Origin of the sequence: Acinetobacter sp. TAC-1 (assembly GCF_029025845.1) — a bacterium.
Classification (GTDB): Bacteria; Pseudomonadota; Gammaproteobacteria; order Pseudomonadales; family Moraxellaceae; genus Acinetobacter; species Acinetobacter guillouiae.
This window is the reverse complement of sequence record NZ_CP118892.1, coordinates 3914621-3939454: the sequence shown is the minus strand read 5'-3', so window position 1 is coordinate 3939454 and position 24834 is coordinate 3914621. Positions and strand designations below refer to the sequence as shown.

Below are 24834 nucleotides of genomic sequence, written 5' to 3'. Positions count from 1 at the left end.
CAGATGAAAGTAAAAATATAAATTGTCGATAAATCTTTGGAAGCCGTACTAGATTAGCAAAGTATTCATCTATGAAAATGAAGCTAACCTATTACTATTGTTAAAGTTGTTGTGATTATATCAATCATTTTATTCTCTAAATAAACCTACGAAGTTGTAGGTTTATTATTGTAATCAACTTTGAGAAATTACTGCGGTCTCGCCACATCACCACTTAAGCTTTCAGGTAATGCTAAAACAGTCACATCTAACTCTTCTAAGGCATCAGGACGGGCAACCACAAGCGCAATATAACCATTTTCAAATGTTGCACTGTTTACTACTTGAACACCTTTATTCAATTGTTCAGCTTGAGCAGGGGCTGGACCTGTACCTTGAATGACATGTAACCATGCTTTTGGTTTTGCCTTAAACCAGAGGCGTGCAATTACTTCCTGACCAAGGTAACAGCCTTTGTCATAATTGATTCCTTCACGTTGGTGTAAGCGTAATTCTTGTGGTTGAAATACATGTTCAATTGCTTGATTTATATAAGCCTGACCAGTTTGAATTGCAGCGATTTGCCATACTGAAATATCGGTTTCTGTCGTTGAAAAATCAGTCGTTGAGCCATTCAATGTTGGAAAAACTCGTCCAGTTTCTTCAAGCTTCATTTTAGAAAAAGCGCCGTATTTTTTAATATGTTTGGCAAATTCTTCGGCTTGATCTTGAGTCGTAACAATCTCTAAATGTTCAGGATTAATTTTTTTAAGCCATAAGCCAAAATGGATACGACCTTTAAGATCACAAATCGCAGTGTATTGGGTGATATTTTCAGCCAAAGCTTCAACGTTTACAGTCACTTGACCTTGTAGAAATTTGATTGCATCAACACCAATCAAGGTAAATGAGGAGAAAGCTAGATCGCTCATGAATTGCTCGCTTATCTTAAATCTAATACTAAAGAATTAATCTTATTTTCCGCTATTTTTCAAAAAAAAGCAGTTTTAGTGCAAATATTTTAATGAAGATGTTACTAAATATTTCCAAAACCCCTATTTTTATATCTAAGCTTATGAAATATAAACGATTTGGGAAATGGGTTTTCGACAGTGTACTATGCCAATCATTAGACACGCAGTACAAAATGATGCAAGAGGCACAAAACTAATGAATAACAACTATCGCAAACCACTGCAAGGTACCCAGCTCGAATACTTCGATGTGCGTCAAGCCGTAGAAGATATCCAGCAAGGCGCATATGCAAAACTTCCATACACTTCAAAAGTATTGGCTGAACAGCTGGTACGCCGTTGTGATCCAGCCATTCTCGAACAGTCTTTAAAAGAACTGATTAATCGTAAACAAGACCATGATTTCCCTTGGTATCCAGCACGTGTGGTATGTCACGACATCCTTGGACAGACGGCATTAGTCGACCTTGCAGGTTTACGTGATGCGATTGCAGATCAAGGCGGTGACCCTGCTAAAGTTAATCCTGTTGTACCAACACAGTTGATCGTTGACCACTCATTGGCGGTGGAATACGGTGGCTTTGATCCAGATGCATTTGAAAAAAACCGTGCTGTAGAAGACCGTCGTAATGAAGACCGTTTTCACTTTATTGAATGGACCAAAACAGCGTTTGAAAATGTCGATGTGATCCCAGCAGGGAATGGCATCATGCACCAAATCAACTTGGAGAAAATGTCTCCAGTGATTCAAAACCGTGAAGGTATCGCATTTCCAGATACTTGTGTCGGTACCGATTCACATACGCCACATACAGATGCGTTGGGTGTAATTTCTATCGGTGTTGGTGGTTTGGAAGCTGAAAATGTCATGCTGGGTCGTGCATCTTGGATGCGTCTTCCAGACATTATCGGTGTGGAATTGGTGGGACAGCGTAAAGCTGGTATCACGGCAACAGATATCGTTTTAGCACTTACAGAATTCTTGCGTAAAGAACGTGTAGTGGGTGCATATTTAGAATTTTTTGGTGAAGGTGCGGACAGTATGTCTGTAGGAGATCGTGCAACGATTTCCAATATGACTCCAGAATATGGCGCAACTGCGGCAATGTTCTATATCGACCAGAACACCATTGATTATTTAACCTTGACTGGTCGTGAATCAGACCAAATCAAATTGGTGGAAAGTTATGCCAAAGAAATTGGTCTTTGGGCATCGGATATGCAACAAGCAGAATATCCTCGCGTACTTCGTTTCGATCTTTCAACGGTAACACGTAATATTGCAGGTCCATCAAACCCACATGCACGTGTATCAACAGCAGATTTAAAAGAGAAAGGCATTGCAGGCGTAGTTGAAAACCGTACTGATGGTTTAATGCCTGATGGTGCAATCATTATTGCTGCGATTACCTCTTGTACCAATACCTCTAACCCTCGTAATACAGTTGCCGCGGGTTTGTTGGCACGTAAAGCAAATGAATTGGGCTTAGTACGTAAACCTTGGGTGAAATCATCATTTGCACCAGGCTCTAAAGCTGCTGCACTTTATCTTGAAGAAGCTGGCGTACTTGAGGATTTAGAAAAGCTTGGTTTTGGTATCGTGGCTTATGCATGTACGACGTGTAACGGTATGTCTGGTGCTTTAGATCCAAAGATTCAGCAAGAAATTATTGACCGTGATTTGTATGCCACTGCGGTACTTTCAGGTAACCGTAACTTTGATGGTCGTATCCATCCTTATGCAAAACAAGCATTCTTGGCTTCACCGCCTTTGGTAGTGGCTTATGCAATTGCGGGCACAATTCGTTTTGATATTGAAACGGATTCATTGGGTAATGACAAAGACGGTAATCCAGTTTACCTAAAAGATGTTTGGCCATCGGATGCTGAAATTGATGCGCTGGTTAAACAATCTGTGAAACCTGAGCAGTTCCGTAAAGTGTATATCCCGATGTTTGATTTGGGTGTGACGGAAAAATCAGAAAGCCCATTATACGATTGGCGTCCGCAAAGTACTTATATTCGCCGTCCGCCGTATTGGGAAGGGGCTTTGGCTGCACCACGTACATTGTCAAATATGCGTCCACTTGCGATCTTACCTGACAACATTACCACGGATCATTTGTCACCATCGAATGCAATTATGATGGATTCGGCAGCGGGTGAATATCTGCATAAAATGGGCGTACCTGAAGAAGACTTTAACTCGTATGCAACGCATCGTGGTGACCATTTAACTGCGCAACGTGCAACTTTTGCCAACCCAAAACTGTTTAATGAAATGGTGGTTCGTTCAGACGGCACCATCAAACAAGGTTCTAAAGCGCGTGTTGAGCCAGAAGGCGAAGTGATGCGTATGTGGGAAGCGATTGAGATTTATATGAATCGTAAGCAACCACTGATCATCATTGCTGGTAAGGATTATGGTCAAGGCTCTAGCCGTGACTGGGCTGCGAAAGGTGTTCGTCTTGCTGGGGTTGAAGCGATTGTGGCTGAAGGCTTTGAACGTATCCACCGTACTAACCTTGTTGGTATGGGCGTGTTACCACTTGAGTTTAAAGCGGGCACCGACCGTAAAACCTTAAAGCTTGATGGTACTGAGCTGTATAGTGTGATTGGTAATATTGCACCACGTACAGACTTAACTTTGGTGATTGAGCGTGCCACAGTTGATGGTAAGAGTGAAGTGATTGAAGTTCCTGTAACTTGTCGTTTGGATACTGAAGAAGAAGTGCATGTGTATGAAGCGGGTGGGGTATTACAACGCTTTGCACAGGATTTCTTGGAAGGGCAAGTGGCGTAGAAGTTAAAACTTATTTTTGATATTTATTGAAAAAAATTAAATAAGCCCCAAATTATTTATGGGGCTTATTTAATCGGGGTGTAACAATGAGTATTAGCGATAAATTTATATCATTTTGTAATAATTTGAGAATGAGTGAGACTACTGTATCTAATATCAAATATAGAGTCGAACAGATTACTAAAAGGATTAATTTAGATTTTTGGGGCATAGAATCAGGGATTCGACATAGTTTATATGTAGGATCTTACGGAAGGGGGACTGATATTCATACAAGTGATATTGATTTGATCGTTGAACTCCCTTTCGAAATGTATGCTAGATATAGTAATTATATAGGAAATGGTCAATCGGCATTAATCCAAGCTGTAAAAGACTCTATAAAAAAAACTTACTCTACTACGTATGTTAGAGGAGATGGGCAAGTAGTAAAATTAAATTTTACAGATGGCATTTGTTTTGAAATAGTTCCTGCTTTTTTAAATAGCGATGGTGTGAATTATACATACCCTGATACAAATAATGGGGGGAGTTGGAAAGTAACAAAGCCACGTGAAGAGAAAAATGCTTTGAATCAATTGAATGTTAATTCCAATAAAAACTTAAAAAGATTATGCCGAATGGCGAGAGCATGGAAAGATCAATGGAATGTGCCGATCAGCGGAATATTACTTGATACTTTAGTTTATAAATTTATGGAGCAATGGTCTTACAGTAATCATTCATATTCATTTTATGATTGGATGACTAGAGATTTTTTTAAATATTTAAAAGATCAGAACCCAGAACAATATTATTGGCTTGCACCTGGAAGTAAGCAGTATGTATGGCGAAGTGGTAATTTTGAGCATAAAGCTTCTAAATGTTATGATCTTGCATTAAAAGCTTTGGAATATGAGGATAAAAAAATGCCTTATACAGCTAATCAAACATGGCGTGAAATTTATGGAAACAAGTTCCCAGCGTAGTATAATTGAAGAACAAATTCGTGAGTGCTTTGGCAGAACAGTTTGGACACATAAAACACATGAAAAATGTGCAGATATACTAAGTTTTAGACAAAATTTTTTAAAGATAACTCAAATAGTTATTTCAGGATTAGTTACAACTGGAATATTTGCTTCTGTATTTGGAGATAGTTCTTGGTTGGCTATTGTCGCTGCGATATTATCTTTTCTTCTTACGCTATTGAATACTTTTGTTAAAAATTATGATTTGGGAGCATTAGCTCAAAAACATATTGATTCTGCAATTCAAATATGGAACATTCGCGAAAATTATTTATCATTGTTAACGGATATTCAGTCTAATACTATTTCAATTGAACAAATTATTGAAAGACGTGATTTATATCAAAAAGAATTGTTTGAAATTTATAAAGGAACACCGAGGACATTTAGTAAAGCGTATAGTAAAGCGACAAAAGCTCTAAAGGAATGTGAAGAGTTAACTTTTTCTGATTCTGAAATTGATATTTTACTTCCGAAATCTTTAAGGAAAAGTAATAAATGATATAACTTAGTTGTGTTAAATTTGAAAAGGATATAACTAAAATTAAACCAAATTAGGAGTTTAAAATGCTTAAAGAAAAAGAAATACTTCCTAAAATTGAAGAAAATACTGTCTATGATGAAACTATCAATATAGAAAAGCTGTTTAAACTACTTTCTGAAATGCCTGATGATTTTTATGAGGAAGAAAGAACAGATGAGCCACCTCAAGAAAGAGAAGATCTTTAAATGGTTTGTGCTATTTAATGATTAAGCAGTAGCTCTCAAAAACCATAAATTTCTCTTTTGAAATCATTTCTTGCAAAAATGACACCATCATTTTTAGAAATAGACAGTAGACATACATCAAAATATGGCTATACTTTATTCACCATTTCTAAAACCTATGGAGAACAAAAATGGTTACTGCTGGCGAAAAACCCGGAACAGGCTTCTATTTTTGTGTCCAATGCGGACATCGCACTTACTTAGAAATTGGTACAGATCGTTTACCCCAGTGTACCAAATGCCTTGGCAATCAATTTAAAAAATAAGATTGCTAAGCCGCACAGATAAAACAGATACTCCCTGTTTTAAGCAAAAGCCCTATCCAGTGATAGGGCTTTTTGTTAATTTAATAATAGTTCAAAAGATAACGAGAAAAAGGCAGATAATTCATTATGGAAACAATCCTGAGTTTATGTATTGGCATTGGTTTAAGTGCCGCCTGCGGTTTTCGTGTATTTGTACCGTTATTGGTGATGAGTGTTGCATCACTGATGGGATGGTTTGAGCCAATGAAAGGTTTTGAGTGGTTAGCGATACCATCGGTATGTATTGGTTTAGCTGTCGCGACTATTTGTGAAATTGGCGCGTACTATATTCCTTGGGTCGACAATGCTTTAGATACTATTACCACGCCAGCAGCGATGGTGGCTGGAACATTGACCACCATGGCGGTCAGTACAGGTGAAATGTCACAGTTTGCTAGTTGGGCGGCTGCGATTATCGTTGGTGGTGGTACAGCAACAGCTGTACAAATGGGAACGGTTGCGGTTCGTGGTGTATCTACTGCAACGACAGGCGGAATAGCCAATCCTTTGGTGTCTACAGGTGAGTGGATTGGGGCAATCGTGGTATCGGTATTATCGCTTATCGTTCCTGTATTGGTGGTGGTTGTTGGTATTATCTTGATGGTGGTAGCGGTTCGCTGGTTAAGAAAGAAAAAGCAAGAAAGCGTTGTTCATCCATTGTAGTTAGTGTGTTAAAGCACTTTTGAAGCAACTGTTTATCAAGATCCAAAGAGGATGATGACTCAATTCAATTGGGTTGAGTTATTAAATTGGATTAAGTGTTCGCTGTTTTTTGACATAAAATTTGATTCACTTTAAATCGAATACAAAGACAAATTTCCCCAACAATAAATCAATAAAAGAGAGATTGATTTTTGTATCATAAAGGCATACTTTTATTATGGGATTAATAAAAACATCGTTTTTATGGATTTAATCTCAAGGTCTTTTTAAGAGTATTGGGGGAAACTTTTATGATGGACAAATTTATTATCAATGTAAATGCGCAAGCCAATGGTGTATATGAAGTACACAATGCAAGCAAAGCTTGTGAGCATTTACCTAAGGCGGAAAATCAAAATCTACTGGGTTTTTTTGCGACAAGTGAGTTGGCAATTAAACGAGCAAAGATGAATTGGCCTCGTGAAAAAATTAAGGGATGTGTTTGCTGTTGTTAAGAAGCTCATAGCCTTTAACCAGCACCAATTTTACCTGCTGTTCCATCTTTATGTGGTGGAACAGCATAATATTAAAAGGGATAGAACGTATATCTATTCAATTGAAATGTATATTTTAAACGTCAATTGTTTGAAGTCACGACGAAAGCTTATGCTGACTCATTTTTTTAAATAACTTGAGAATTGAAAGATGCTGATACTTTTTACTGGTTGATATAAAAATAGAAAAATTAATAAAAACTTCATCAATAAATAATCTGATTTTTGTGATGAGTGTTTGATAAAAAGTAATAAATTTTAATGATTTAACATAAATATTTGTTTTAAAACAAAGATATAAATGCTATTAATAGCTCATAATATAAACATCACATGGATAGGTGAGAACAATGAGAAAGTTCGAGGTCGAGATCAATTTGCCTGCACAAGATATCGTATCATTTGAGGCAGAGGACATTGAGCAAATTCGTGCAAAATTTTATGCGATCAATTGGCGCCGTTTATTCCTGACACAGGGACAAGTTGAAAATTCTGATATTTCCTTTGCTGTACAGGACACGGAGACAGAACTTTATTTACATATCCAGTTAAATACACACTCGAGTAAAGCAGACCCTGTTTTTCAGATCGATAGCAATATCCAACTGGTTGTTGAAAGTAAAGAATTTTTGGGATTTTTAACGCGCAAAAAGAAATATGATGTGGTGTATAAAAACTTAAACCAAGCGCAAGTTTCAGATCAGCTCAGCTTATTCCTAAATGGGCAAATCGAAGAGATGACAGAACAATATCGACAATTGATGCATAAAAAAATGCTGCAAGAGCATCGTTTGGCATAATGACTAGAGATCGACATCTTTTATAAAAAGTAAGGAAGCTTGAGCTTCCTTATTGATCTGTAAAAAAAGAATAAACGGGTTTGATTGTTTGACCAAAAGATAAAATACACCTAGTGCATATAAAAATTAAATATAGTGATAAATTTTACAATTTGTAATTTAAAATCAAGGATTAATTTATAATTTTTTGATTGGGGTCGCTATTAATTTTAAAGAGTGTTGTTACACTACAAATAGATTTTAAGGGTATGCGTTATAAAATAATGAACAAGTTTGAAATTCAAATTCAGTATCCTAATCACACCGATGAGCGTGAGATGGAGCAAGAGAGCGATTTAGACGTTGCTGAGATATTGGCGAAATTTGAAAGTATCAGTTGGCGCCGTCAACGCGTTTTGCAATTACAATTGGATGGTCGAAACACTATTTTTACAGTGTTGAACTCAGTGTCAGAAGCATTTTTAAAAATTACATTAAATGCTTATGCAAAAAGTGAGGATTTTGAATTTAAGATAGAAAGCAATATCAAATTGATTTTTCAACAACGTGAATTATTTGGCTTGATGACACGGAAAAATAAAGAAGTATTTGCAATCAAACACAGTACGCTTGAACAGGTAAAAGCGAGTTTAACCGCATTTTTAAATCAGGATACCCAAGGCTTGGAAGATATTTTGCGTGATAGTAAAACAACCTCGCTAAAAGATGCGTCTTAAGTTAGTAGATTAAAGCGTGTGATCATTTAAATAGAATGACTAAAATGCAAATTTATAAATTAAATTTGCATTTTTTTTAGAATTTATGCAATAAAAAATCATTGAATAAGCTTTGTTGAAAAATTTTCTTTATTAAGTAACTTTTAAAGGAAAATTTTCCTAAAAAATAAAAAAATTAATCTATCTTAGGAAAATAATCCCGAGTCGATTTGGCTAATATTTATCTCAAGGATGTAAGGGATCGAAAAGAGTAGATTGCTGCCAGTTGCGTACAACGTGAGTGCAGTACTTACCCACAAGGTCTCGATTCGGCTTAGGACGCTATAAACCATAAGTTTGTAGGCAATAGGATTAAAACTTACCAAGTTTTAATAGTTGAAGTAAACCAGAATTGTTTTCCCACTCATCCTGAAAAATTCGATAAAAATAATGTGAAAATCTCAAATAAGACTCATCAATTAAGCCTATTCAAAAGTATTCAAAACATCAGAAAAATACATCAAAGCAAAATGATTTCATCACAGCATCACATTAAAATAAGTTCTATACTTTATTCAAATAATGACAGATATTGAAACCAAACAATGATAAAGAGTAGTGCAATGAATGATAAAAATGAAAATCATATTTGCTTGATATGTAATCAAACTTTTTCACATGCGAATGTTGTTCCGCTCGGGGCTATACGTAAGGTTATTACTGAAGAAATTGCACGAGATTTTCCCAATTGGTCTGCGCAGGATTATATTTGTAAAGCAGATTTAACCAAATATCGTATGCAGTATGTACAATCTTTGCTTCAATCGGAGCAGGGGGAGGTGTCAAACCTAGAGTATGAAGTGCTTAATAGTATGCAACAGCATGAATTAATAACAAAAAATACTGAAACACAACTCGAAAAAAAATGGACCATTGGGGAAAGGCTCGCAGATAAAATTGCGACTTTTGGCGGAAGTTGGACGTTTTTAATTTGTTTTATGCTTTTTTTAGTTGTTTGGATTTTATTAAACACAGTTGTGATCGTAAAACAACCTGCTGATCCTTATCCTTTTATTCTATTAAATCTTATTTTATCTTGTCTTGCTGCAGTACAAGCACCAATTATTATGATGAGCCAAAACCGTCAAGAAGCCAAAGATCGCTTACGCTCCCAAAATGATTATCAAGTCAATTTGAAAGCTGAATTAGAAATCCATCATTTGCATGAAAAAATAGATCATTTACTCATTCATCAGTGGGATAAACTGGCAAAAATTCAGGAAATTCAATTGGATTTATTATCGGAAATGAATAAAAGAGAAATAAAAAAAGACGAGTGAAAGATTAAAAATACAGAAAAAGCTTTTGAGCGTTACGGCTCTTTGGGGGTTGCATCTTTGTTGATAAGAACAGAAATATATTCTCGATTTTTTAAATTAGTTTGCAATAAAAACTCATTTTAGAAATATAAAAGATAAAAAATCCTGAGATTGTGTTTGATTGCGGGAAATAATTCTAAATTTCACGAGAAAATCTTAATCTTAGGAAAATAATCCCGAGCCGATTTCGTTAATATTTATCTCAAGGATGTAAGGGATCGAAAAGAGTAGATTGCTACCAGTTACGTACAACGTGAGTGTAGTACTTACCCACAAGGTCTCGATTCGGCTTAGGACGCTATAAATCAAAAGTTTATAGGCAATAGGATTAAAACTTACAAAGTTTTAATAGTTGAAGTAAACCAGAGTTGTTTTCCCGCTCATCCTGAAAAATTCCATAAAAACTATACTGTACAATTCCATTTATTTGATCTGATTAACTTACCGACAAAGCAATTAACAAATTACCTATAAGAAGCTAAAAATCATCATATTCAAAACTTTACTTTATTGCATATTTTAACTATAAGTGACTCATTGACGTCTAAATTCGATTATTAAAATTAATTAAAACATCGATTTAATTGGATTTTTGAAGTGTTGTTGTTTTAGGTTCTGCAATTCAAGCTGAGGGCTACGCAAAACGACTTAGAAATAGTTTCTTATTTAGTGGCTTAAAGCAAAAATTCGGTATCGATTTTAATATGGGAATCCGTATTTACAATGAATTACCTGACAATGTCGATGATGCAACACATCAGGCAGATTTATTGATGTATCAGTCTAAAGCACAAGGTAAGTCACAAACAACAATTCATGCAATCTTATAAACAGTAGCCTTACAAACAGTAATAAAGCTAAAGATTTTATTCCTTTATGCTATCAAGTGGATTCGGTTTTATTTCCCCATTGCTTAAATAACGGCTTTAAATATAGTTAACCTGTCAAAAAACGCATACACAAGAATATAATTTTAATTAATTAATATTTTTAATTAATTAAATAAATTATATAAAAAAATCAATTGTTAACCAAAATTTTCTAAAAGTTCATACAAAACATAAGCTTAATTTCTGATCAATGACTTGATAGATATCACTTATATGAATAATTAACTGGTTTAAATATAGTGACTTTTGAGTATCCGAATACGCTTCCAGTAAGCGAATACATATCAATAGTCTATAAATATTTTACTTCTAATGTGGTGATCAAGGTTTCTAAGAGCAATAACACATCGGCTTTCTTGCGTGCATCAATAAAAAACACAGGTAAATTTAAATTACGTTCCATCAACCATTGACGGTATTGGTGCGTTGGCTTATTCATATCATCATCAATATGGGTGACTCCAATCACAATGTTTTCACCATATTGTTTAAAAATATTGAGGTAATATTCGAGTTCATCTAAGGGGGTTGCTAAGCTATGATCAATCAACAGAATCGTACCAATCGCGCCTTTGCATATCACACCCCACATAAAGTCAAAGCGACCTTGTCCTGGTGTGCCATACAGCCCAACTTTACTGCCATCATCTAGCGTTACTTCGCCATAATCGATTCCCACGGTTGTGTTTAGTTTTTTATGGCTACGATCATCGGTGTTAAATGCTTCTGTTGCTAATACAGGTACTTCTGATAATGATTTAATTGCTTCAGTTTTACCTGCCCCCATTGAACCTGCAAAAACAATTTTATATTTCTGAATAATCATCGTGTATTTATCCCTTAAAATTTAAATCGACTTTTTAATTTGTTAAAAAAGCTTTTTAAAATCCCTTTTTCTTCCGTTTGCTCAGTATTACTTGGTGTTTTATCAAATAGACTTTCTTTTGCTGAAATCAGTTCAGCATTATGGATGGCTAGATTCGCAGCAACAAAGTGCTGCACGGTTGCGACTGGAATGTTGAGTTTGTCTGAGACATGTTGGATCTCAGCTCCAGAAATAAAGCATGCACTTAGTTGTAACAGTAATTTCTTATCCAACTCATTGGGTTGAACCCAAAATTTGAGGCGATAATATTTATCAGCTGCAGGTACGGTAATTAAATTGGGATTTTTCCAAATTAGGTTAAATAACCAATTTTCTAAGTTGAATTGTCGTTTACGAGAAACTTTTATAAAGTCCGCAGTGACTGCCGCAGTGTAGTGTATCGAGCGATCTGTTTGGTATTCTTCACGGGTGGCTTCTAGCCATGCCAAATGTGCATGATGGTCGATAATCGCAATCGTGCCGAGATGATCATTTAAAATGACTTTGCGACTGTCGTGATGGAAAAGCGCTGAAAAAAAATCAATTTCTTTGATTTCAAGTTGATCCTCAGCTTCATCATCGGGAACTTGGCTAAGTTCCAACTGTTCTGTTTCGGTCTTATGCAGTAATTTGATATTGACCCAGTTTTTCAATGTGAATTCGTCATAAATCGGGATGCAGAGTAAATTATCTTCTGCACTTTCTTTATGCTCACTATGTTTTGAAATTTTTAAATAAGGAATATTTTTATTTTGGATAATATTCTGGATATTATTATTTTCAAAAAACTGCTCATTGATCAAAATACAATTTATATTTTGATCTGAAACACTTGTCCAATTTATACCAATATTGGTTGGTAAAATTTTTCTAAGTCTTATTTTAAGATCGTCAGAGGTGGTTAAACCTAAGCCTGAAATTGCGATATTGATACATTGATTGTTCATAATATCACTTATCTAATATTAAAAAATTAAAGTGTAAACTGTTTTTTAACGGTCGTAGTTAGTTTAAGTTAACGCTAGATTTGTTCTTTTTCCAGTAAAATCATTTTTTTAATGTTTAATTGCTTGGCATTTAATCAGTATATTTCTTACATTATTATCCTCCTGTGTAAACTGTTAATTTTTCTTAAAGTTTAGAGAGTTTCATAGCTTTAAATTAACATTAGTTATTATAAGAAATCTATCTCAAAGTTAAATAAATTGCTTAGTTATTTTTGTCTATAAAAGCTTAACTTAATAGTGATTTGAATATTTATTATGATTGTGCATATTTTATCATTTATAATATTATTACTGTGATTTTAATCACGTGAAATGATTAAAATTACTTAAATATTTTTTACATGAAAAAAAGCGATCATTTCGATCGCTTTTTATAATTTTTAATTATCAAACTAAATTAAGCAAAAAGCTTCGTTGCTGCTTCAAAAAGAATATACAAAACCACAAGTGCCACCACAGGTTCTGCAATTTTAGCCCAAGTTGGGTTTGCCGTTTCGGTTACTACGACGTCTTGATGATCTGTATGAAGATCTGCTTTTTGAACATTGACCATTTGATTAAACTCCTTCATCGTTTCATCTAATGATATCTCTTCTTCGGGTATAGGTTGAGAGCCAATCAGTTCGGTTAGTTCGTTTGTTGACCAAACCCAATCTTTCGCCTGACCTGATAGATGCTCAATTTGCCCAATCACCAATTCTCGAAGACCTCGCTTACCTAAACTTCCCGCTGTTTCAAGTTGCTTTAATTCAGCAAGCTGTAGTTCAAGAATTTCCGTTGTTGCTGGTTCAAGTATAGATTTATCTAAACTGGATTTATTCTGAGTAGAGGTGGTGAGGTGTCGAGAAATTTCTTGGCTGTACAACTGATCTGGCGAAAGAATTTCTTGATACAACGCATCATCATCTTTACGCCATAGCGTAATGAGTTTACCCAAGGTTAAAGCATTGAGTTCTTCAATATGTGCTATACGTTGAGCAGGCTCTAATTGAGATAATAGCTGAGGCTTTTGAATCTTTATCTGCTCAGCAAAGTATTGTACGAGATCAAAAGCCATTCAGTTCTCCTTGTTCTATTCTAAAATTCTTAAACTTGGTTTTTTCTTTGGTGCCTCAGTTTTAGTTTCTACTTCTTCACTAGTATTTGATTCTAAAACATCTTCATCTATTTGCACATTGGCATATTCATCTGGATCAAAGAATAATCCTTGTCCATTTTCGCGTGCATACAAGCCTAATACCGCATTTATAGGCACATAGATATCTTTAGATGCACCGCTAAAACGAGCAGAGAAGGTAATTGCCTCATTGGTCATATTTAACATATGCACAGAATGTGGCGCGATGTTCAATACAATTTGTCCATCTTGTACAAATTGTTGTGGTACATCGGTATAGGGTTTGGTTGCGTCAACAAGTAAGTATGGCGTTAAATTGTTGTCGCAAATCCATTCATATATTGCGCGTGCAAGGTATGGTCGAGTTGGGGTTAAGTTCAATTCTTGTTCAGACATTAAAAAATACTCTATTGATTTGCGATCTAGAATTTTGCCAGAAATTCACTATATCTGTTTTTCTCTTTAAAAGTCATCGACTTTAAAAAAGCTGGGCGGCTAAAAATCCGTTGGCAATATAATAAAATTGGACGAGATTGCTGTTTCGGTAATTCAATTCCCATATGTTTTAACCGTATGAAAATTGGCGCTAACATGCAATCTAAAATTGTAAAGTTTTCAGACATAAAATAAGGATAATGTTGAAAAAGTGGGGTAAGGGATACCAAAGTATCTTTTAATTGTTTTTGTGCATTCTTTTTTGCAGCTTCATTAAGTGTATCTGGGTGGCGTAGCATAATATCTGCAAGTTTCAGCCAATCTTGTTCAAAGCGCCAAATATACTGTCTTTGTTCTGCACGTGGTGCTGGGGCATCCGCATAGAGTTTGTTTTGTCGATAACGGTCATCTAAGTATTCAGAAATAATACTGGTATTAAACAGCTTTAAATCATTTTCAATCAGCATAGGCAGTTGATTATATGGATTTAAACTGGCTAAATCTTCATCATCTTCTTCGACAATGATTAAGGTGTGTTTAATTTGTTTTTCTGCAAGAAGAAATCTAATCCAATGTGAACGAAAGTCATCCTCGTGGCTATACAACGTAATCCCTTGTTGAGGTGCATTTTCGACAGGCATATTCCAAAAACTAAGTGAAGTGAATAGAGTAGAATACTAAAAATAGACAATAAAATCATCTTAACTTTAATAAGCTTATGGTGAGTATTGCTATCAAATAGATAGAAAACAAGGATAAACCTATGAATTTAATAAATAAGCACAGTAAATTGGCGTTGGTATTGCTGTTGATGATGGGCATTTCAAATACATATGCAAAGAAGCAATCTGTAGATGCGCAAGTACAAGAGGCTGCCGCTGAAGCAACCGAAGCCGCTGGAGCGGAAGTGGCTGGAGCAGAGGCCTTATGTCGTGCAGATGAGGCTTGTGATGTCGCATCTGCGGCTTCTGAAGATGAAATGTATGGAGGGATCGAGCAAGAATACGTTGTAAAGGGTTGTAAGGTGACGATCTATAACGATGGACCCGTGAAAATGGTCAATGTAAAGACCAATAAGCCGTGTAATGCACCGATTCCGAAAGATCATAAGTTCTCTAAGGAAACTCGAACTTATCAGGAAAATGGCTGTACGATTACAGAATCAAAAGCTGCCGATGGGATTTCTGACGCTGTCATGGACTGTTCTAAACGAGATAAAACAAAGTAACTTCGAATAGTTACCCCATAAAAAAACCTCGGCAAATGCCGAGGTTTTTTGTCCGATTCGGTAAACGAATTAACGTTTAGAGAATTGAGGACGTTTACGAGCTTTACGTAAACCAAGTTTCTTACGTTCAACTTCACGAGCATCACGAGTAACGAAACCAGCTTGACGAAGAGCAGGTTTTAAAGTCTCGTCAGAAGCGATCAATGCACGAGTAATACCGTGACGGATAGCGCCTGCTTGACCACCGATACCACCACCAGCAACAGTGATGTAAAGGTCAAATTTTTCAGTAACTTCTAAAAGCTCAAGTGGTTGACGAACAACCATACGAGCAGTTTCACGACCGAAATACTGTTCAAGAGTGCGGTTGTTGATTACGAGTTTACCAGTACCAGCTGATAGGAAAACACGTGCAGTTGCGGTCTTACGGCGACCTGTACCATAGTTAGTAGCCATGTGCTGTATCCCTTAGATGTCCAAAACTTGTGGCTGTTGAGCAGTATGAGGATGCTCAGTACCAGCGTACACTTTCATTTTCTTGATCATCGCGTAACCAAGAGGACCTTTTGGCAACATGCCTTTTACAGCACGTTCGAAGATTTCTTCTGGTTTGTGAGCAACTAATTTTTCGAAATTAGTTTCACGAATACCACCAGGGAAACCAGTGTGGCGATAGTATTTCTTATCAAGTGATTTTTTACCAGTCACTTGTACTTGTTCAGCATTGATCACAACGATGTAGTCACCAGTGTCAACGTGAGGCGTATAAGAAGTTTTGTGTTTACCGCGTAAACGACGAGCGATTTCAGTCGCAAGGCGACCTAAAGTTTTGCCAGAAGCATCAACAACATACCAGTCGTGTTGAACTTCAGCTGGCTTAGCGCTGAGAGTTTTCATTAAACCACTACCTATTATAGTTGGTTTGGACTATGGAATCTGTCCAAACAAAAAGGAGTGCGAATTCTATCTGAAAAGAGTTAGAGTCGCAATTGAAATATTGAATTTCAAGCGCATCATTATATGGATAAACGCACCCAAAAGCAAAGCTTAGTTTGGATAAAATGTTGTAAGGTTTTCTGATTTATATTGGAATTGTGACAGGATTCATGAATAATTAAACTGATATAAAGAAAATAAGTCAGGCAAAAATGAAAATAATAAATTCAATAAAATTCGTTCTACTGCTATTCGGCGTAGGCAACTTAAACCTTAGTTTTGCTCAAGCGGATTTTCTGGATCAGCAAGCCCAGTTCAATCAAATGAATGCAAAGAACATACTAGAAAATGAAAAAACATTGGGAAATGAAAAAACATTGGGAAATGAAAAAATAAAACAAATCGGAAACACCAAGGAAGAAAAAGCAGCAAGAAAACAACAGCGAGAAGAACTGGAGACGATTCTGGATGCCAAATGGATGACGGTCGATTTTAGTGAGGAAATTCAATCCGCATATCCTTGCCAAGCGGTTGGACTGCTTATTCAAACGCAACACATCCCTATTGGTGAAGAAGTCGATGCGGTTGTGCAATGGAAGGATGATGACGATAAAAGCCGAAGTGGCGAATATACAGTCTATGGAAAAGTTGAACCTGACCAACGGGTTAGAATAATCTTTGATCAACATATTGACCCAGCCAAGTGTGGGAAAGAGGTTGAATCGATGCTTGATTTCTCTGAGATTGATCAAGAGCAAGCTCAACCAGAAACTCGGCCAGCGTCTAAAAGTCAGCTTTAAGCATTCTGTTTAAGATGTGATATTCAATCCGTTAATTTTTATAGAATAAATTGCTAAAAGAATCGTCATCGAATAGATAACTTTTGACTTAGATGAGAATGATGAAAATATGTAGGGTGGTATAGTCTTGGAAAGGATATTTCTTTTAGACTTTAAGCTTAAGTTGTAATCGTGCTAATTTATTGCTGATTTACAGCATAAGTAATGTATTTTTAGATATATTTTTCATTATAAATTTCAGCTTTCTAAAACTGAAATACAAAAAAATTTTACAATTGAGTCGCATAGTTTTCTTGAGAAATTGTTTTTGGTTTATTTTTTACATGTTTCCGTTATATTCGATATAAAAATGAACTTGAATTGGAAATGATAATTTAGAACCGATGTATACTATCTATGCAAGGTCTGTTAAAAGAGTTCTAGATGCTTCCTTTATATATAACCAGTGGTGAGCCTGCTGGCATTGGCCCAGATATTTGTTTAGATTTGGCAGATCGTATTGATGATCGTCCAGTTGTTGTATTGGCTGATATCAATATGTTGAGGGATCGTGCCAAAATTTTAAACAAAAGCGTTCAGCTTATTGAGTATCAAGGGCAGAGGGAGTGTTTGGCTCAAGGTCAGCTCTATGTGGAACATGTTCCTTTAGCCGTGGATGTTGTTTTAGGGACGTTAAACTCGCAAAACTCTGCATATGTGATCGAACAATTACGCCGAACTGCATACTATGCCATGCAAGGACTCAGTGTTGGTGTTGCTACAGCGCCAGTACAAAAGTCAATTATCAATGACGCAGGGATCCACTTCAGCGGTCATACGGAATATTACCAAGAGTTTGCTGGTGTGGAACGTGTGGTCATGATGCTTGCAACAAAAACCTTAAGAGTCGCTTTAGTGACCACGCATTTACCGCTGCGTGACGTTGCAGATGCCATTACCAAACAGCGTCTCCATCAGGTGATTGATATTCTTATTCATGATTTAAAAACAAAATTTAAAATTAATCATCCGCGTATTTTGGTGTGTGGCTTAAACCCGCATGCTGGAGAGGGTGGCTACTTAGGTCATGAAGAAATTGATACGATCAATCCAGTGCTTGAAAGTTATCGAACGCAAGGCATAGACATGAGTTTAAGTATGCCTGCTGATACTTTATTTACTGTGGATCATTTAAAAGGTACTGATGCTGTTTTGGCGATGTATCATGATCAGGGTTTACCTGTGTTAAAATCGCAGGGATTTGGCGAAGCCATTAATATTACTTTGGGTTTACCTTTTATTCGGACCTCAGTTGATCATGGCACTGCGCTCTCCCTTGCTGGTACAGGCCTTGCAAAAAGTTCAAGTTTGCATGTCGCTGTTGATTTAGCGCTTGATCTCGCTCGCTCGAATTAACTTTATTGAATAATAATTATCTAAATTTCAAACAAATGGAAAATGAGTAATGTCAATCATTAAGCATAAGAACAACCATATAAAACCACAATTCATGAAGCGTTGCATAAAAAATAGCATAGCGGCTGTATTGATCGCCTCTATGCTATCTGCTTGCTCGAACCTTGCAATGGATCACAGTGTATGTGATTTACGGGTTTTATCACTGCAAATTCCAAGACAGTCACAAGATGTTGTGCAATATGCTGGTTCACTCACTGTAGATAATTTAAAGAACAGCCAAGAAAAATTTAATCAAGCATTGGCAATGGTGCATAAAAAATATGCGAATCATAGTGGCATGGATAAAATGCTTAAAGACGGAGAAGCAATCAATGCTAATATTGATCTTTTGGTAAAGCATAAAAGTAGTATAATTGCCATACAAGACCTCAATATCATCATTCAAGACACTATTCTTGATATTCAAGCTGAATACAATCTGTTAACGGATCAAATGATTCGAGCAAATTATCCCTCAGCCCAAGCCATCATCTCGAAAAATCAAGCTTCTATTGCTGATCGTTTTGCACGTTCAATGAAGAAAATATCTGAAGGTGATGAAAACGTTGTCTATAATATCGAAGATTTTTGGTCTGACCTTGATACATTTAATACTTATCTTCAAGCACAGCTTAAAGGTAATGCCGAATTAGGTATTGAACGTGTTAAAGATGCAGAGATGCGTCAGAGCTTACAATCAATTCAAGAAGATTATGCGAAGATCTTAGATCATCATGAGGCACTTGACCTGCTTAAAAAACGAGAAACCTTAGTTGCTATATATCAAGCAACAAGGGAAAATTTAACTAAATCTGATGAAATCTTTAATAGCCTAAGCAAGTTAGAGTCGAATACGCAATAGTGGTCATCAATCAATGTGGAGAATTTTATGTATCAAATTAATGCCCTAAACCCTAAAGATGAAGGGCATCATACGCGTAAGCGTTTTGGACAAAACTTCTTACATGACCAACGTGTGATTGCCAAAATTGTTCGTTCTGTTGCCCCAAGATCAGGGGAAAATATTGTTGAAATTGGACCGGGTTTAGCCGCTTTAACTTCACCTTTAAATGGTGAATGTGACGCTTTGACTGTGCTAGAACTGGATCGTGACTTGGCAGCAGGCTTGCCAGGTCGAGTACCACATCCTGAACGCCTCACCATCATTGAAACTGATGCGTTAAAATATGATTTTACTGAATTATTTCAGGAAGGTCGTCCTTTACGTGTGGTCGGAAACCTACCTTATAATATTTCAACGCCTTTGCTTTTCCATCTCTTGGAATTTGGTGACAAAGTCAAAGACATGCATTTTATGCTGCAAAAAGAAGTGGTAGATCGTATTACCGCATCTCCAAACACCAAAGAATATGGGCGTTTGTCGGTGATGATTCAATACTTTTGTAAACCTACTTTTTTGTTTGAAGTACCACCGGGATCATTCAATCCACCACCAAAAGTAACATCTGCGGTATTCCGTTTAGAACCTTATGCGACTAAACCAATTGTTGCTAAAAGTGAAAAAGCCTTGGCTCGTTTGGTATCGCATGTGTTTACCCAACGCCGAAAAACATTACGTAATAGCTTAAAAGGTATGTTGCTTGAAGATGGTTTTGAAAATGCTGGTGTAGATCCAATGGCACGCCCAGAAACCTTAACATTGGCTCAGTTTGTTGCATTATCTGACCAAATGGTGGCTTAAATGGCGCTGGAAAAAGTCAGATATAATTATGTGATTGGTGATGTACAAGGGTGTTTTGAAGCACTGAAAGCACTACTCAAAGAAATCCAGTTCGATGCTGATCAAGATTTTATTTGGTTTGCGGGCGATTTAATCGCGCGTGGTGAAAATTCAGTGGGTGCATTACGCTTTATCAAAAAATTATGCGAACAAGGCAATGCTGCGACAGTCCTTGGCAATCATGATTTAAATCTGTTGGCGGTTGCACGTGGGATCAAAAAACTCAAAGAAAAAGACCATATTGATGATGTTATTCATGCTTTAGAAAGTGATGAGTTGATTGATTGGTTGCGTAAACAGCCTTTGTGTTTATTTCCCAATGAAAAGACGATTTTGACCCATGCAGGTATCCCGAATATTTGGAATGCGGAAAAGACTGCCGCGTTGGCCAAAGAAGTAGAAGCAGTCTTAGCGCATGATGACTTTGCTGTGCTCGATTCATTTCTAAAAGAGATGTATGGCACTGAGCCAGATTTATGGGTTGATGATTTACAAGGTCATGCTCGCTTACGCTGTATTACCAATTATCTAACCCGGATGCGCCTGACTGATGCACAAGGTCGTTTAGAGTTTAGTTTTAAAGATGCTTTAGATGAGCCGATGCCAGCAGGTTTTCAGCCATGGTTTAAATTTGAATCGCAGACAGCAAAAACTCATCAGATCGTTTTTGGACATTGGGCAGCGTTGCAAGGTGAGCGCATCAATGCGCAAATCCAAAATGTCGATGGTGGCTGTGTTTGGGGGCATCAACTGCTGGCTTATCGACTAGAAGATCAAAAACTTTTTAGTGTTGATAATCCTGTTTTTTGATATGAATAAAGCCACAACATGTGGCTTTTATTTTGGGCAATATCACGAGATTCAAGCATAGTGTCAATGCGCCATTTTCAATGATTTTAATCTTTTAAATGGCGAATTTATCTATCAATTAAAAAGCAAATTATTCTTGTCGAATCCATGTCTGACTTCGACCAATCAACGAAATACCAAGATAGCCACGTAAGGTCAGGCGGTTTCCACTTGCATTTAAGCGGGCTTTGCCATGATAAATTTTTCCTCCGCGAGGATCCAGAACTTCACCACCAATATAGCTGTTTGGGTTGTTTGGATCAGCTTTTAACTTTTGTAAAATAGTTAAGCCAATAATGGGTTTATTGGTAAAGGGTGCGGGGCAATTGCGACATTGTGTTAAAGCAGTTTCGCCGGGTGCAGGAAAATCTTTAATGATTTTACCGACATAAGTATCATCTTTTAGTTTCTCGATTTGAATATGTGCACGAACATAACCTGTTTTATCATCAACAGTGCGCCATGTGCCAGTGATGTCAGCTGCATGTGTCCAGCTGATCATTCCCAGTAGCATACAACTGAAAATTCCTTTTTTCATAAGCATACCTATTTTCTTTTAAGTTTAAATGTTGTGATCAGTGAATAAAAACTTATTCACGAATCCAAGTTTGACTACGACCAAGTGCAGACACTCCCACATAACCTCTTAACATTAAGCGATTACCGTTTGAGTTGAGTTTGGCTTTCATGGAATAAATTTTACCTGTAAGTGGGTCAATAATTTTTCCACCAACATAATCTTCTTCACTGGTTTGTTTGAGATTTTTAAGAACATCCATACCTAAAATGGGCTTATTGGTATAAGGTGCTGGACAGTCTATACAGGTTTCTTTTGGAGTATAACCAGGACGTGGGGTAATTTTGATGATTTTACCGGTATATGTGCCATTGGCTTCTTTGCGTATTTCAAGCACAGCTTTAGATGAGCCAGTTTTATCATCGATATTTTTCCAAGTACCAGTGATATCTTTTGCCATACTGCTACAGCTTAAAACAGAAAATAATGTCCCTAAGATGAACTTATTAAACCTCATTTATTGATTCCTTATCAAAATGGGGGAAAGAATAGTTCATCTTAAGCTGAATAATTACTCTAGGCAATCATGTGAAAAGTAAACTAAATCACATTTATTTTATAAAAAGTATAAATGTTGGCAACCAGATAGCTGTGAACACCGCATTTACTGCCATTCCAAAGGCTGCATAACGACCTGCAACCGCGCCACGTTGCCAAGCTTGGGCCGTTCCGATGGCATGTGCAGCCAGTCCTAAAGCCAAGCCAGACGCGCGTTCATCATTAATATTGCGTAAAATAATCGATGAAAATGCGGCCCCAATCACGCCTGATAAAATGACGATCAAAATCACCAATGTGACTGGTGAGTGCAATAAAGTTGCAATATTGATTGCAATTGGCGTAGTCACAGCACGTGTGGCAAAGGCCATGATGGTCGGTTCTGACATATGCAGTAAATAAGCCAAACTCATGGGTAATGCAACAGCGCTGATACTGGCAAACACCAAGATCCCTACAACAGATTTCAGTGGTAAATCATCATAACGCATTGCGGCTAATGGAATAGCCAATGCCACAGTGACATAACCGAGTAGGTGGCTAAATAGACCATTCATATCTGTATTGTATTTTTCATAAGGAATTTTAAAGATCATTAAAATTCCAATCACAAAAAACATGCCAATGACCAGAAGCGGAATTTGAGGAAAGCGTTTATTAATTGGTTTCGCTGCCAAATAGGCAATTAGCGTGATTAAAAACCCAGTGAGTACACTTAACATATCAGCCTCCTATAGCCACTTCTTCGCCATTTTTGCATAAATCCAGAGTGGAATCAGTGTGCTGACAAACATCACAACCAGAAATAAGGGGATCTCTTTTCCCATACTGACCAGCATGATTAAAGAACCCGCACATATCGGTAGGAAAGCAAAGCCACTTTCTCTCATTAATTTATTATTGGTATCGACCAGACGGGCAGGGATTTTTTTGAATCTACGCCATAAAACCAACACAAACAGTAGGCTGAGTAGACCTGTTAAATTGCCCAATTCAGGATGATTAAATTGTGACATCACCAACACAGAAGCTTCACGAAAGAAGATGATAAGTCCTATTGTGAAGATCCATGCTTGCCAATCGATACCTTTTAACTGATCCATGTGTGTTTATTTATAAAAATTGATCTTTCACGTTTTAACCGATTTAGCGCTTTATTTCAAACTCTTCTAACGGCCTTTTAAATTGTTCTGCCTTATTGCCAAGGATTTCAACGAGCGGTAAATGTGCCTGATTGATGAGCTGTTCCAGTTTTTGTGGTGCCATGGCAACCACCAATTGTAAGTTGCCTTCATCATCATAATGTTCAGATTCGATGACATTAAGATCGTAAAGTTGATTTTTTAACTTGCCATAAGCGGGTTTTAATTGTAGTTCAAAACGTTGAATTTGGCCCATCAAACATTCATGTACCGCTTTACGTAACAAGTCTAAGCCTTGTTGTGTATGGGCTGAAACATAAACACGCTCAGGTTGGTGCGGTTTGGCATAAACGATTTTGGCTTCTTCTCCGCTTTGATCGATCTTGTTATAGACTCTTAATATTGGAACATCTGCGCCAATTTCATTTAACACCGTTTCTACGGCATCAATCTGTTCCATAACATCTGGACTACTCGAATCGATGATATGTAACAGTAAAGTGGCTTCTAAAGTTTCTTCCAAAGTTGCCTTAAAGGATTCGACTAAAGAATGAGCGAGATTGCGCACAAAACCAACAGTGTCTGCAAGAACAAGCGTACCAATACCATCCCAATCTAAACGGCGTAAGGTTGGATCGAGTGTGGCAAATAATTGATCTGCTGCATAAACATCACTATTTGCCAAAATATTAAAAAGTGTTGATTTGCCTGCATTGGTATAACCGACCAAAGACACAGTTGGAATATTGGCTTTTTGGCGAGCAGCACGGCCTTGAATACGTGTTTTTCGGACTTTTTCCAGACGATCTTTGAGCTGTTCCATACGGATGCGTAATAGACGTCGATCTGTTTCAAGTAAGGTTTCACCAGGTCCACGTAGACCAATACCGCCTTTTTGACTGTCCAAATTGCTACGGCTGCGGACTAAACGTGAAGAAAGATGATCTAACTGAGCCAATTCAACTTGCAGCTTACCTTCATGGGTACGGGCACGCTGCGCAAAAATATCCAGAATCAAACCCGTACGGTCAATCACACGACATTTTAAAATACGTTCTAAATTACGTTCCTGAGCGGGTGACAGTGCTTGGTCGAAAATAACCAACTCCACTTCATCTGCCTCAACTTGTGCAGCAATTTCTTCTGCTTTACCTGAACCAATAAAGAATTTAGGATCGGGTTTAATCCGTTGTACGCTTAAATGCTCTAATATATCCGCGCCCGCAGATTTAGCCAGTAATCGAAATTCTTCTGCATCAAGATCTTCTAAGATTTGAACATTCACACTGACTAAAATGGTTTTTTCACCACCTTGATTTTGATCAAAGTATTCCACAGATTGTAAAACTCAGACATTAGACTAGAAAAATCATTCTAAAGGATATTCTGTGTTAAATCCTAAG

At 36.8% G+C, this 24834-nt stretch carries 29 protein-coding genes and 1 pseudogene; 17 read left to right on the top strand and 13 right to left on the bottom strand.

From position 1 onward, the window contains the following. Positions 1 to 188: 188 nt before the first annotated feature. Entirely contained in the window at positions 189 to 911 is a 723-nt protein-coding gene (locus PYV58_RS18405) for an aminomethyltransferase (RefSeq protein WP_034610020.1), read from the bottom strand. A gap of 238 nt (positions 912 to 1149) precedes the next feature. Between PYV58_RS18405 and acnD the strand changes: the two genes are divergently transcribed. The 11 genes from acnD (at position 1150) to PYV58_RS18350 (ending at position 10739) form a co-directional block, all read left to right on the top strand. Next, entirely contained in the window at positions 1150 to 3756 is a 2607-nt protein-coding gene (gene acnD / locus PYV58_RS18400) for a Fe/S-dependent 2-methylisocitrate dehydratase AcnD (protein WP_034610022.1), read from the top strand. Between the two features lie 86 nt (positions 3757 to 3842). Beyond that, the gene (locus tag PYV58_RS18395) at positions 3843 to 4724 is read left to right on the top strand and encodes a nucleotidyltransferase (RefSeq protein ID WP_034610024.1); all 882 of its coding nucleotides are present in this window, start codon (positions 3843 to 3845) and stop codon (positions 4722 to 4724) included. Then, on the top strand, positions 4702 to 5268 hold the full coding sequence (locus PYV58_RS18390) for an SLATT domain-containing protein (protein ID WP_034610025.1): 567 nt from the start codon (positions 4702 to 4704) through the stop codon (positions 5266 to 5268). Before PYV58_RS18395 ends, PYV58_RS18390 begins: the two co-directional genes overlap by 23 nt. Positions 5269 to 5333: 65 nt before the next feature. Then, positions 5334 to 5495 carry a hypothetical protein gene (locus tag PYV58_RS18385; RefSeq protein WP_171077740.1) on the top strand — a complete coding sequence of 54 codons (162 nt, stop codon included), beginning with the start codon at positions 5334 to 5336 and terminating at the stop codon, positions 5493 to 5495. Between the two features lie 170 nt (positions 5496 to 5665). Further along, positions 5666 to 5800, top strand: coding sequence for a hypothetical protein (locus PYV58_RS18380; RefSeq protein ID WP_004722968.1), 135 nt, complete (start codon positions 5666 to 5668; stop codon positions 5798 to 5800). Positions 5801 to 5926: 126 nt separating this feature from the next. Beyond that, positions 5927 to 6502 (top strand): DUF4126 domain-containing protein, encoded by a 576-nt coding sequence (locus tag PYV58_RS18375; protein ID WP_034610027.1) that lies wholly within the window; start codon positions 5927 to 5929, stop codon positions 6500 to 6502. 290 nt (positions 6503 to 6792) lie between these two features. Further along, a complete protein-coding gene (locus tag PYV58_RS18370; protein ID WP_081407350.1) occupies positions 6793 to 6996 on the top strand; it encodes a hypothetical protein in 204 nt (67 codons plus the stop codon). Between the two features lie 389 nt (positions 6997 to 7385). Then, positions 7386 to 7835: a hypothetical protein gene (locus tag PYV58_RS18365; RefSeq protein WP_004819197.1), complete on the top strand. Its 450-nt coding sequence runs from the start codon at positions 7386 to 7388 to the stop codon at positions 7833 to 7835. A gap of 248 nt (positions 7836 to 8083) precedes the next feature. Then, positions 8084 to 8551 carry a hypothetical protein gene (locus PYV58_RS18360; protein WP_034610031.1) on the top strand — a complete coding sequence of 156 codons (468 nt, stop codon included), beginning with the start codon at positions 8084 to 8086 and terminating at the stop codon, positions 8549 to 8551. 602 nt (positions 8552 to 9153) lie between these two features. After that, positions 9154 to 9870 carry a DUF1003 domain-containing protein gene (locus PYV58_RS18355; RefSeq protein ID WP_034610033.1) on the top strand — a complete coding sequence of 239 codons (717 nt, stop codon included), beginning with the start codon at positions 9154 to 9156 and terminating at the stop codon, positions 9868 to 9870. A 743-nt stretch (positions 9871 to 10613) separates the two neighbouring features. Next, the gene (locus PYV58_RS18350) at positions 10614 to 10739 is read left to right on the top strand and encodes a hypothetical protein (protein ID WP_004819203.1); all 126 of its coding nucleotides are present in this window, start codon (positions 10614 to 10616) and stop codon (positions 10737 to 10739) included. A gap of 352 nt (positions 10740 to 11091) precedes the next feature. On the opposite strand, the gene PYV58_RS18345 is transcribed toward PYV58_RS18350, so the two are convergent. The 5 genes from PYV58_RS18345 to PYV58_RS18325 form a co-directional block, all read right to left on the bottom strand. Next, positions 11092 to 11625: a hypothetical protein gene (locus PYV58_RS18345; RefSeq protein WP_004722957.1), complete on the bottom strand. Its 534-nt coding sequence runs from the start codon at positions 11623 to 11625 to the stop codon at positions 11092 to 11094. Between the two features lie 14 nt (positions 11626 to 11639). Then, positions 11640 to 12611, bottom strand: a complete 972-nt coding sequence (locus PYV58_RS18340) for a hypothetical protein (protein ID WP_034610036.1) — start codon at positions 12609 to 12611, stop codon at positions 11640 to 11642. A 457-nt stretch (positions 12612 to 13068) separates the two neighbouring features. Further along, a complete protein-coding gene (locus tag PYV58_RS18335; protein WP_275059645.1) occupies positions 13069 to 13728 on the bottom strand; it encodes a hypothetical protein in 660 nt (219 codons plus the stop codon). A gap of 15 nt (positions 13729 to 13743) precedes the next feature. Continuing rightward, positions 13744 to 14184: a ClpXP protease specificity-enhancing factor gene (locus PYV58_RS18330; RefSeq protein ID WP_004722950.1), complete on the bottom strand. Its 441-nt coding sequence runs from the start codon at positions 14182 to 14184 to the stop codon at positions 13744 to 13746. A gap of 26 nt (positions 14185 to 14210) precedes the next feature. Continuing rightward, complete coding sequence (locus tag PYV58_RS18325) at positions 14211 to 14864, bottom strand: glutathione S-transferase N-terminal domain-containing protein (protein ID WP_004722947.1); 654 nt, start codon at positions 14862 to 14864, stop codon at positions 14211 to 14213. 170 nt (positions 14865 to 15034) lie between these two features. Between PYV58_RS18325 and PYV58_RS18320 the strand changes: the two are divergent. Beyond that, positions 15035 to 15343, top strand: a pseudogene (locus tag PYV58_RS18320) (hypothetical protein); the annotation flags it as partial. 177 nt (positions 15344 to 15520) lie between these two features. On the opposite strand, the gene rpsI reads toward PYV58_RS18320, so the two are convergent. Together rpsI and rplM are read right to left on the bottom strand one after the other, a co-directional pair. Further along, the gene (gene rpsI / locus PYV58_RS18315) at positions 15521 to 15907 is read right to left on the bottom strand and encodes a 30S ribosomal protein S9 (protein WP_004647927.1); all 387 of its coding nucleotides are present in this window, start codon (positions 15905 to 15907) and stop codon (positions 15521 to 15523) included. 12 nt (positions 15908 to 15919) lie between these two features. Next, positions 15920 to 16348 (bottom strand): 50S ribosomal protein L13, encoded by a 429-nt coding sequence (gene rplM / locus PYV58_RS18310; protein WP_004722943.1) that lies wholly within the window; start codon positions 16346 to 16348, stop codon positions 15920 to 15922. Between the two features lie 251 nt (positions 16349 to 16599). On the opposite strand from rplM, the gene PYV58_RS18305 reads away from it, so the two are divergent. The 5 genes from PYV58_RS18305 (at position 16600) to PYV58_RS18285 (ending at position 21175) form a co-directional block, all read left to right on the top strand. Next, positions 16600 to 17187 (top strand): hypothetical protein, encoded by a 588-nt coding sequence (locus PYV58_RS18305; RefSeq protein ID WP_034610044.1) that lies wholly within the window; start codon positions 16600 to 16602, stop codon positions 17185 to 17187. 423 nt (positions 17188 to 17610) lie between these two features. Beyond that, positions 17611 to 18582, top strand: a complete 972-nt coding sequence (gene pdxA, locus PYV58_RS18300; RefSeq protein ID WP_034610047.1) for a 4-hydroxythreonine-4-phosphate dehydrogenase PdxA — start codon at positions 17611 to 17613, stop codon at positions 18580 to 18582. 49 nt (positions 18583 to 18631) lie between these two features. Continuing rightward, complete coding sequence (locus PYV58_RS18295; RefSeq protein WP_034610050.1) at positions 18632 to 19486, top strand: hypothetical protein; 855 nt, start codon at positions 18632 to 18634, stop codon at positions 19484 to 19486. 27 nt (positions 19487 to 19513) lie between these two features. After that, the gene (gene rsmA, locus PYV58_RS18290; RefSeq protein ID WP_034610053.1) at positions 19514 to 20326 is read left to right on the top strand and encodes a 16S rRNA (adenine(1518)-N(6)/adenine(1519)-N(6))-dimethyltransferase RsmA; all 813 of its coding nucleotides are present in this window, start codon (positions 19514 to 19516) and stop codon (positions 20324 to 20326) included. Then, entirely contained in the window at positions 20327 to 21175 is an 849-nt protein-coding gene (locus tag PYV58_RS18285) for a symmetrical bis(5'-nucleosyl)-tetraphosphatase (protein ID WP_034610056.1), read from the top strand. It abuts the gene before it with no gap. A 130-nt stretch (positions 21176 to 21305) separates the two neighbouring features. Here the strand turns inward: PYV58_RS18285 and PYV58_RS18280 are convergent, their stop codons facing one another. The 5 genes from PYV58_RS18280 to hflX form a co-directional block, all read right to left on the bottom strand. Further along, positions 21306 to 21752, bottom strand: coding sequence for a DUF2147 domain-containing protein (locus PYV58_RS18280; protein ID WP_034610057.1), 447 nt, complete (start codon positions 21750 to 21752; stop codon positions 21306 to 21308). Positions 21753 to 21804: 52 nt separating this feature from the next. Then, positions 21805 to 22248 carry a DUF2147 domain-containing protein gene (locus tag PYV58_RS18275; RefSeq protein ID WP_004819221.1) on the bottom strand — a complete coding sequence of 148 codons (444 nt, stop codon included), beginning with the start codon at positions 22246 to 22248 and terminating at the stop codon, positions 21805 to 21807. A 94-nt stretch (positions 22249 to 22342) separates the two neighbouring features. Next, the gene (locus PYV58_RS18270) at positions 22343 to 23011 is read right to left on the bottom strand and encodes an LrgB family protein (RefSeq protein WP_004722933.1); all 669 of its coding nucleotides are present in this window, start codon (positions 23009 to 23011) and stop codon (positions 22343 to 22345) included. 9 nt (positions 23012 to 23020) lie between these two features. Then, positions 23021 to 23392, bottom strand: a complete 372-nt coding sequence (locus tag PYV58_RS18265) for a hypothetical protein (protein WP_034610058.1) — start codon at positions 23390 to 23392, stop codon at positions 23021 to 23023. A 43-nt stretch (positions 23393 to 23435) separates the two neighbouring features. Next, positions 23436 to 24767 carry a ribosome rescue GTPase HflX gene (gene hflX, locus PYV58_RS18260; protein ID WP_034610059.1) on the bottom strand — a complete coding sequence of 444 codons (1332 nt, stop codon included), beginning with the start codon at positions 24765 to 24767 and terminating at the stop codon, positions 23436 to 23438. Positions 24768 to 24834 lie beyond the last annotated feature (67 nt).

Coding starts and splice junctions, on each gene's coding strand:
- PYV58_RS18405 (WP_034610020.1), bottom strand. CDS start 911: ATGAGCGATCTAGCTTTCTCCTCATTTACCTTGATTGGTGTTGATGCA.
- acnD (WP_034610022.1), top strand. CDS start 1,150: ATGAATAACAACTATCGCAAACCACTGCAAGGTACCCAGCTCGAATAC.
- PYV58_RS18395 (WP_034610024.1), top strand. CDS start 3,843: ATGAGTATTAGCGATAAATTTATATCATTTTGTAATAATTTGAGAATG.
- PYV58_RS18390 (WP_034610025.1), top strand. CDS start 4,702: ATGGAAACAAGTTCCCAGCGTAGTATAATTGAAGAACAAATTCGTGAG.
- PYV58_RS18385 (WP_171077740.1), top strand. CDS start 5,334: ATGCTTAAAGAAAAAGAAATACTTCCTAAAATTGAAGAAAATACTGTC.
- PYV58_RS18380 (WP_004722968.1), top strand. CDS start 5,666: ATGGTTACTGCTGGCGAAAAACCCGGAACAGGCTTCTATTTTTGTGTC.
- PYV58_RS18375 (WP_034610027.1), top strand. CDS start 5,927: ATGGAAACAATCCTGAGTTTATGTATTGGCATTGGTTTAAGTGCCGCC.
- PYV58_RS18370 (WP_081407350.1), top strand. CDS start 6,793: ATGATGGACAAATTTATTATCAATGTAAATGCGCAAGCCAATGGTGTA.
- PYV58_RS18365 (WP_004819197.1), top strand. CDS start 7,386: ATGAGAAAGTTCGAGGTCGAGATCAATTTGCCTGCACAAGATATCGTA.
- PYV58_RS18360 (WP_034610031.1), top strand. CDS start 8,084: ATGCGTTATAAAATAATGAACAAGTTTGAAATTCAAATTCAGTATCCT.
- PYV58_RS18355 (WP_034610033.1), top strand. CDS start 9,154: ATGAATGATAAAAATGAAAATCATATTTGCTTGATATGTAATCAAACT.
- PYV58_RS18350 (WP_004819203.1), top strand. CDS start 10,614: ATGGGAATCCGTATTTACAATGAATTACCTGACAATGTCGATGATGCA.
- PYV58_RS18345 (WP_004722957.1), bottom strand. CDS start 11,625: ATGATTATTCAGAAATATAAAATTGTTTTTGCAGGTTCAATGGGGGCA.
- PYV58_RS18340 (WP_034610036.1), bottom strand. CDS start 12,611: ATGAACAATCAATGTATCAATATCGCAATTTCAGGCTTAGGTTTAACC.
- PYV58_RS18335 (WP_275059645.1), bottom strand. CDS start 13,728: ATGGCTTTTGATCTCGTACAATACTTTGCTGAGCAGATAAAGATTCAA.
- PYV58_RS18330 (WP_004722950.1), bottom strand. CDS start 14,184: ATGTCTGAACAAGAATTGAACTTAACCCCAACTCGACCATACCTTGCA.
- PYV58_RS18325 (WP_004722947.1), bottom strand. CDS start 14,864: ATGCCTGTCGAAAATGCACCTCAACAAGGGATTACGTTGTATAGCCAC.
- rpsI (WP_004647927.1), bottom strand. CDS start 15,907: ATGGCTACTAACTATGGTACAGGTCGCCGTAAGACCGCAACTGCACGT.
- rplM (WP_004722943.1), bottom strand. CDS start 16,348: ATGAAAACTCTCAGCGCTAAGCCAGCTGAAGTTCAACACGACTGGTAT.
- PYV58_RS18305 (WP_034610044.1), top strand. CDS start 16,600: ATGAAAATAATAAATTCAATAAAATTCGTTCTACTGCTATTCGGCGTA.
- pdxA (WP_034610047.1), top strand. CDS start 17,611: ATGCTTCCTTTATATATAACCAGTGGTGAGCCTGCTGGCATTGGCCCA.
- PYV58_RS18295 (WP_034610050.1), top strand. CDS start 18,632: ATGTCAATCATTAAGCATAAGAACAACCATATAAAACCACAATTCATG.
- rsmA (WP_034610053.1), top strand. CDS start 19,514: ATGTATCAAATTAATGCCCTAAACCCTAAAGATGAAGGGCATCATACG.
- PYV58_RS18285 (WP_034610056.1), top strand. CDS start 20,327: ATGGCGCTGGAAAAAGTCAGATATAATTATGTGATTGGTGATGTACAA.
- PYV58_RS18280 (WP_034610057.1), bottom strand. CDS start 21,752: ATGAAAAAAGGAATTTTCAGTTGTATGCTACTGGGAATGATCAGCTGG.
- PYV58_RS18275 (WP_004819221.1), bottom strand. CDS start 22,248: ATGAGGTTTAATAAGTTCATCTTAGGGACATTATTTTCTGTTTTAAGC.
- PYV58_RS18270 (WP_004722933.1), bottom strand. CDS start 23,011: ATGTTAAGTGTACTCACTGGGTTTTTAATCACGCTAATTGCCTATTTG.
- PYV58_RS18265 (WP_034610058.1), bottom strand. CDS start 23,392: ATGGATCAGTTAAAAGGTATCGATTGGCAAGCATGGATCTTCACAATA.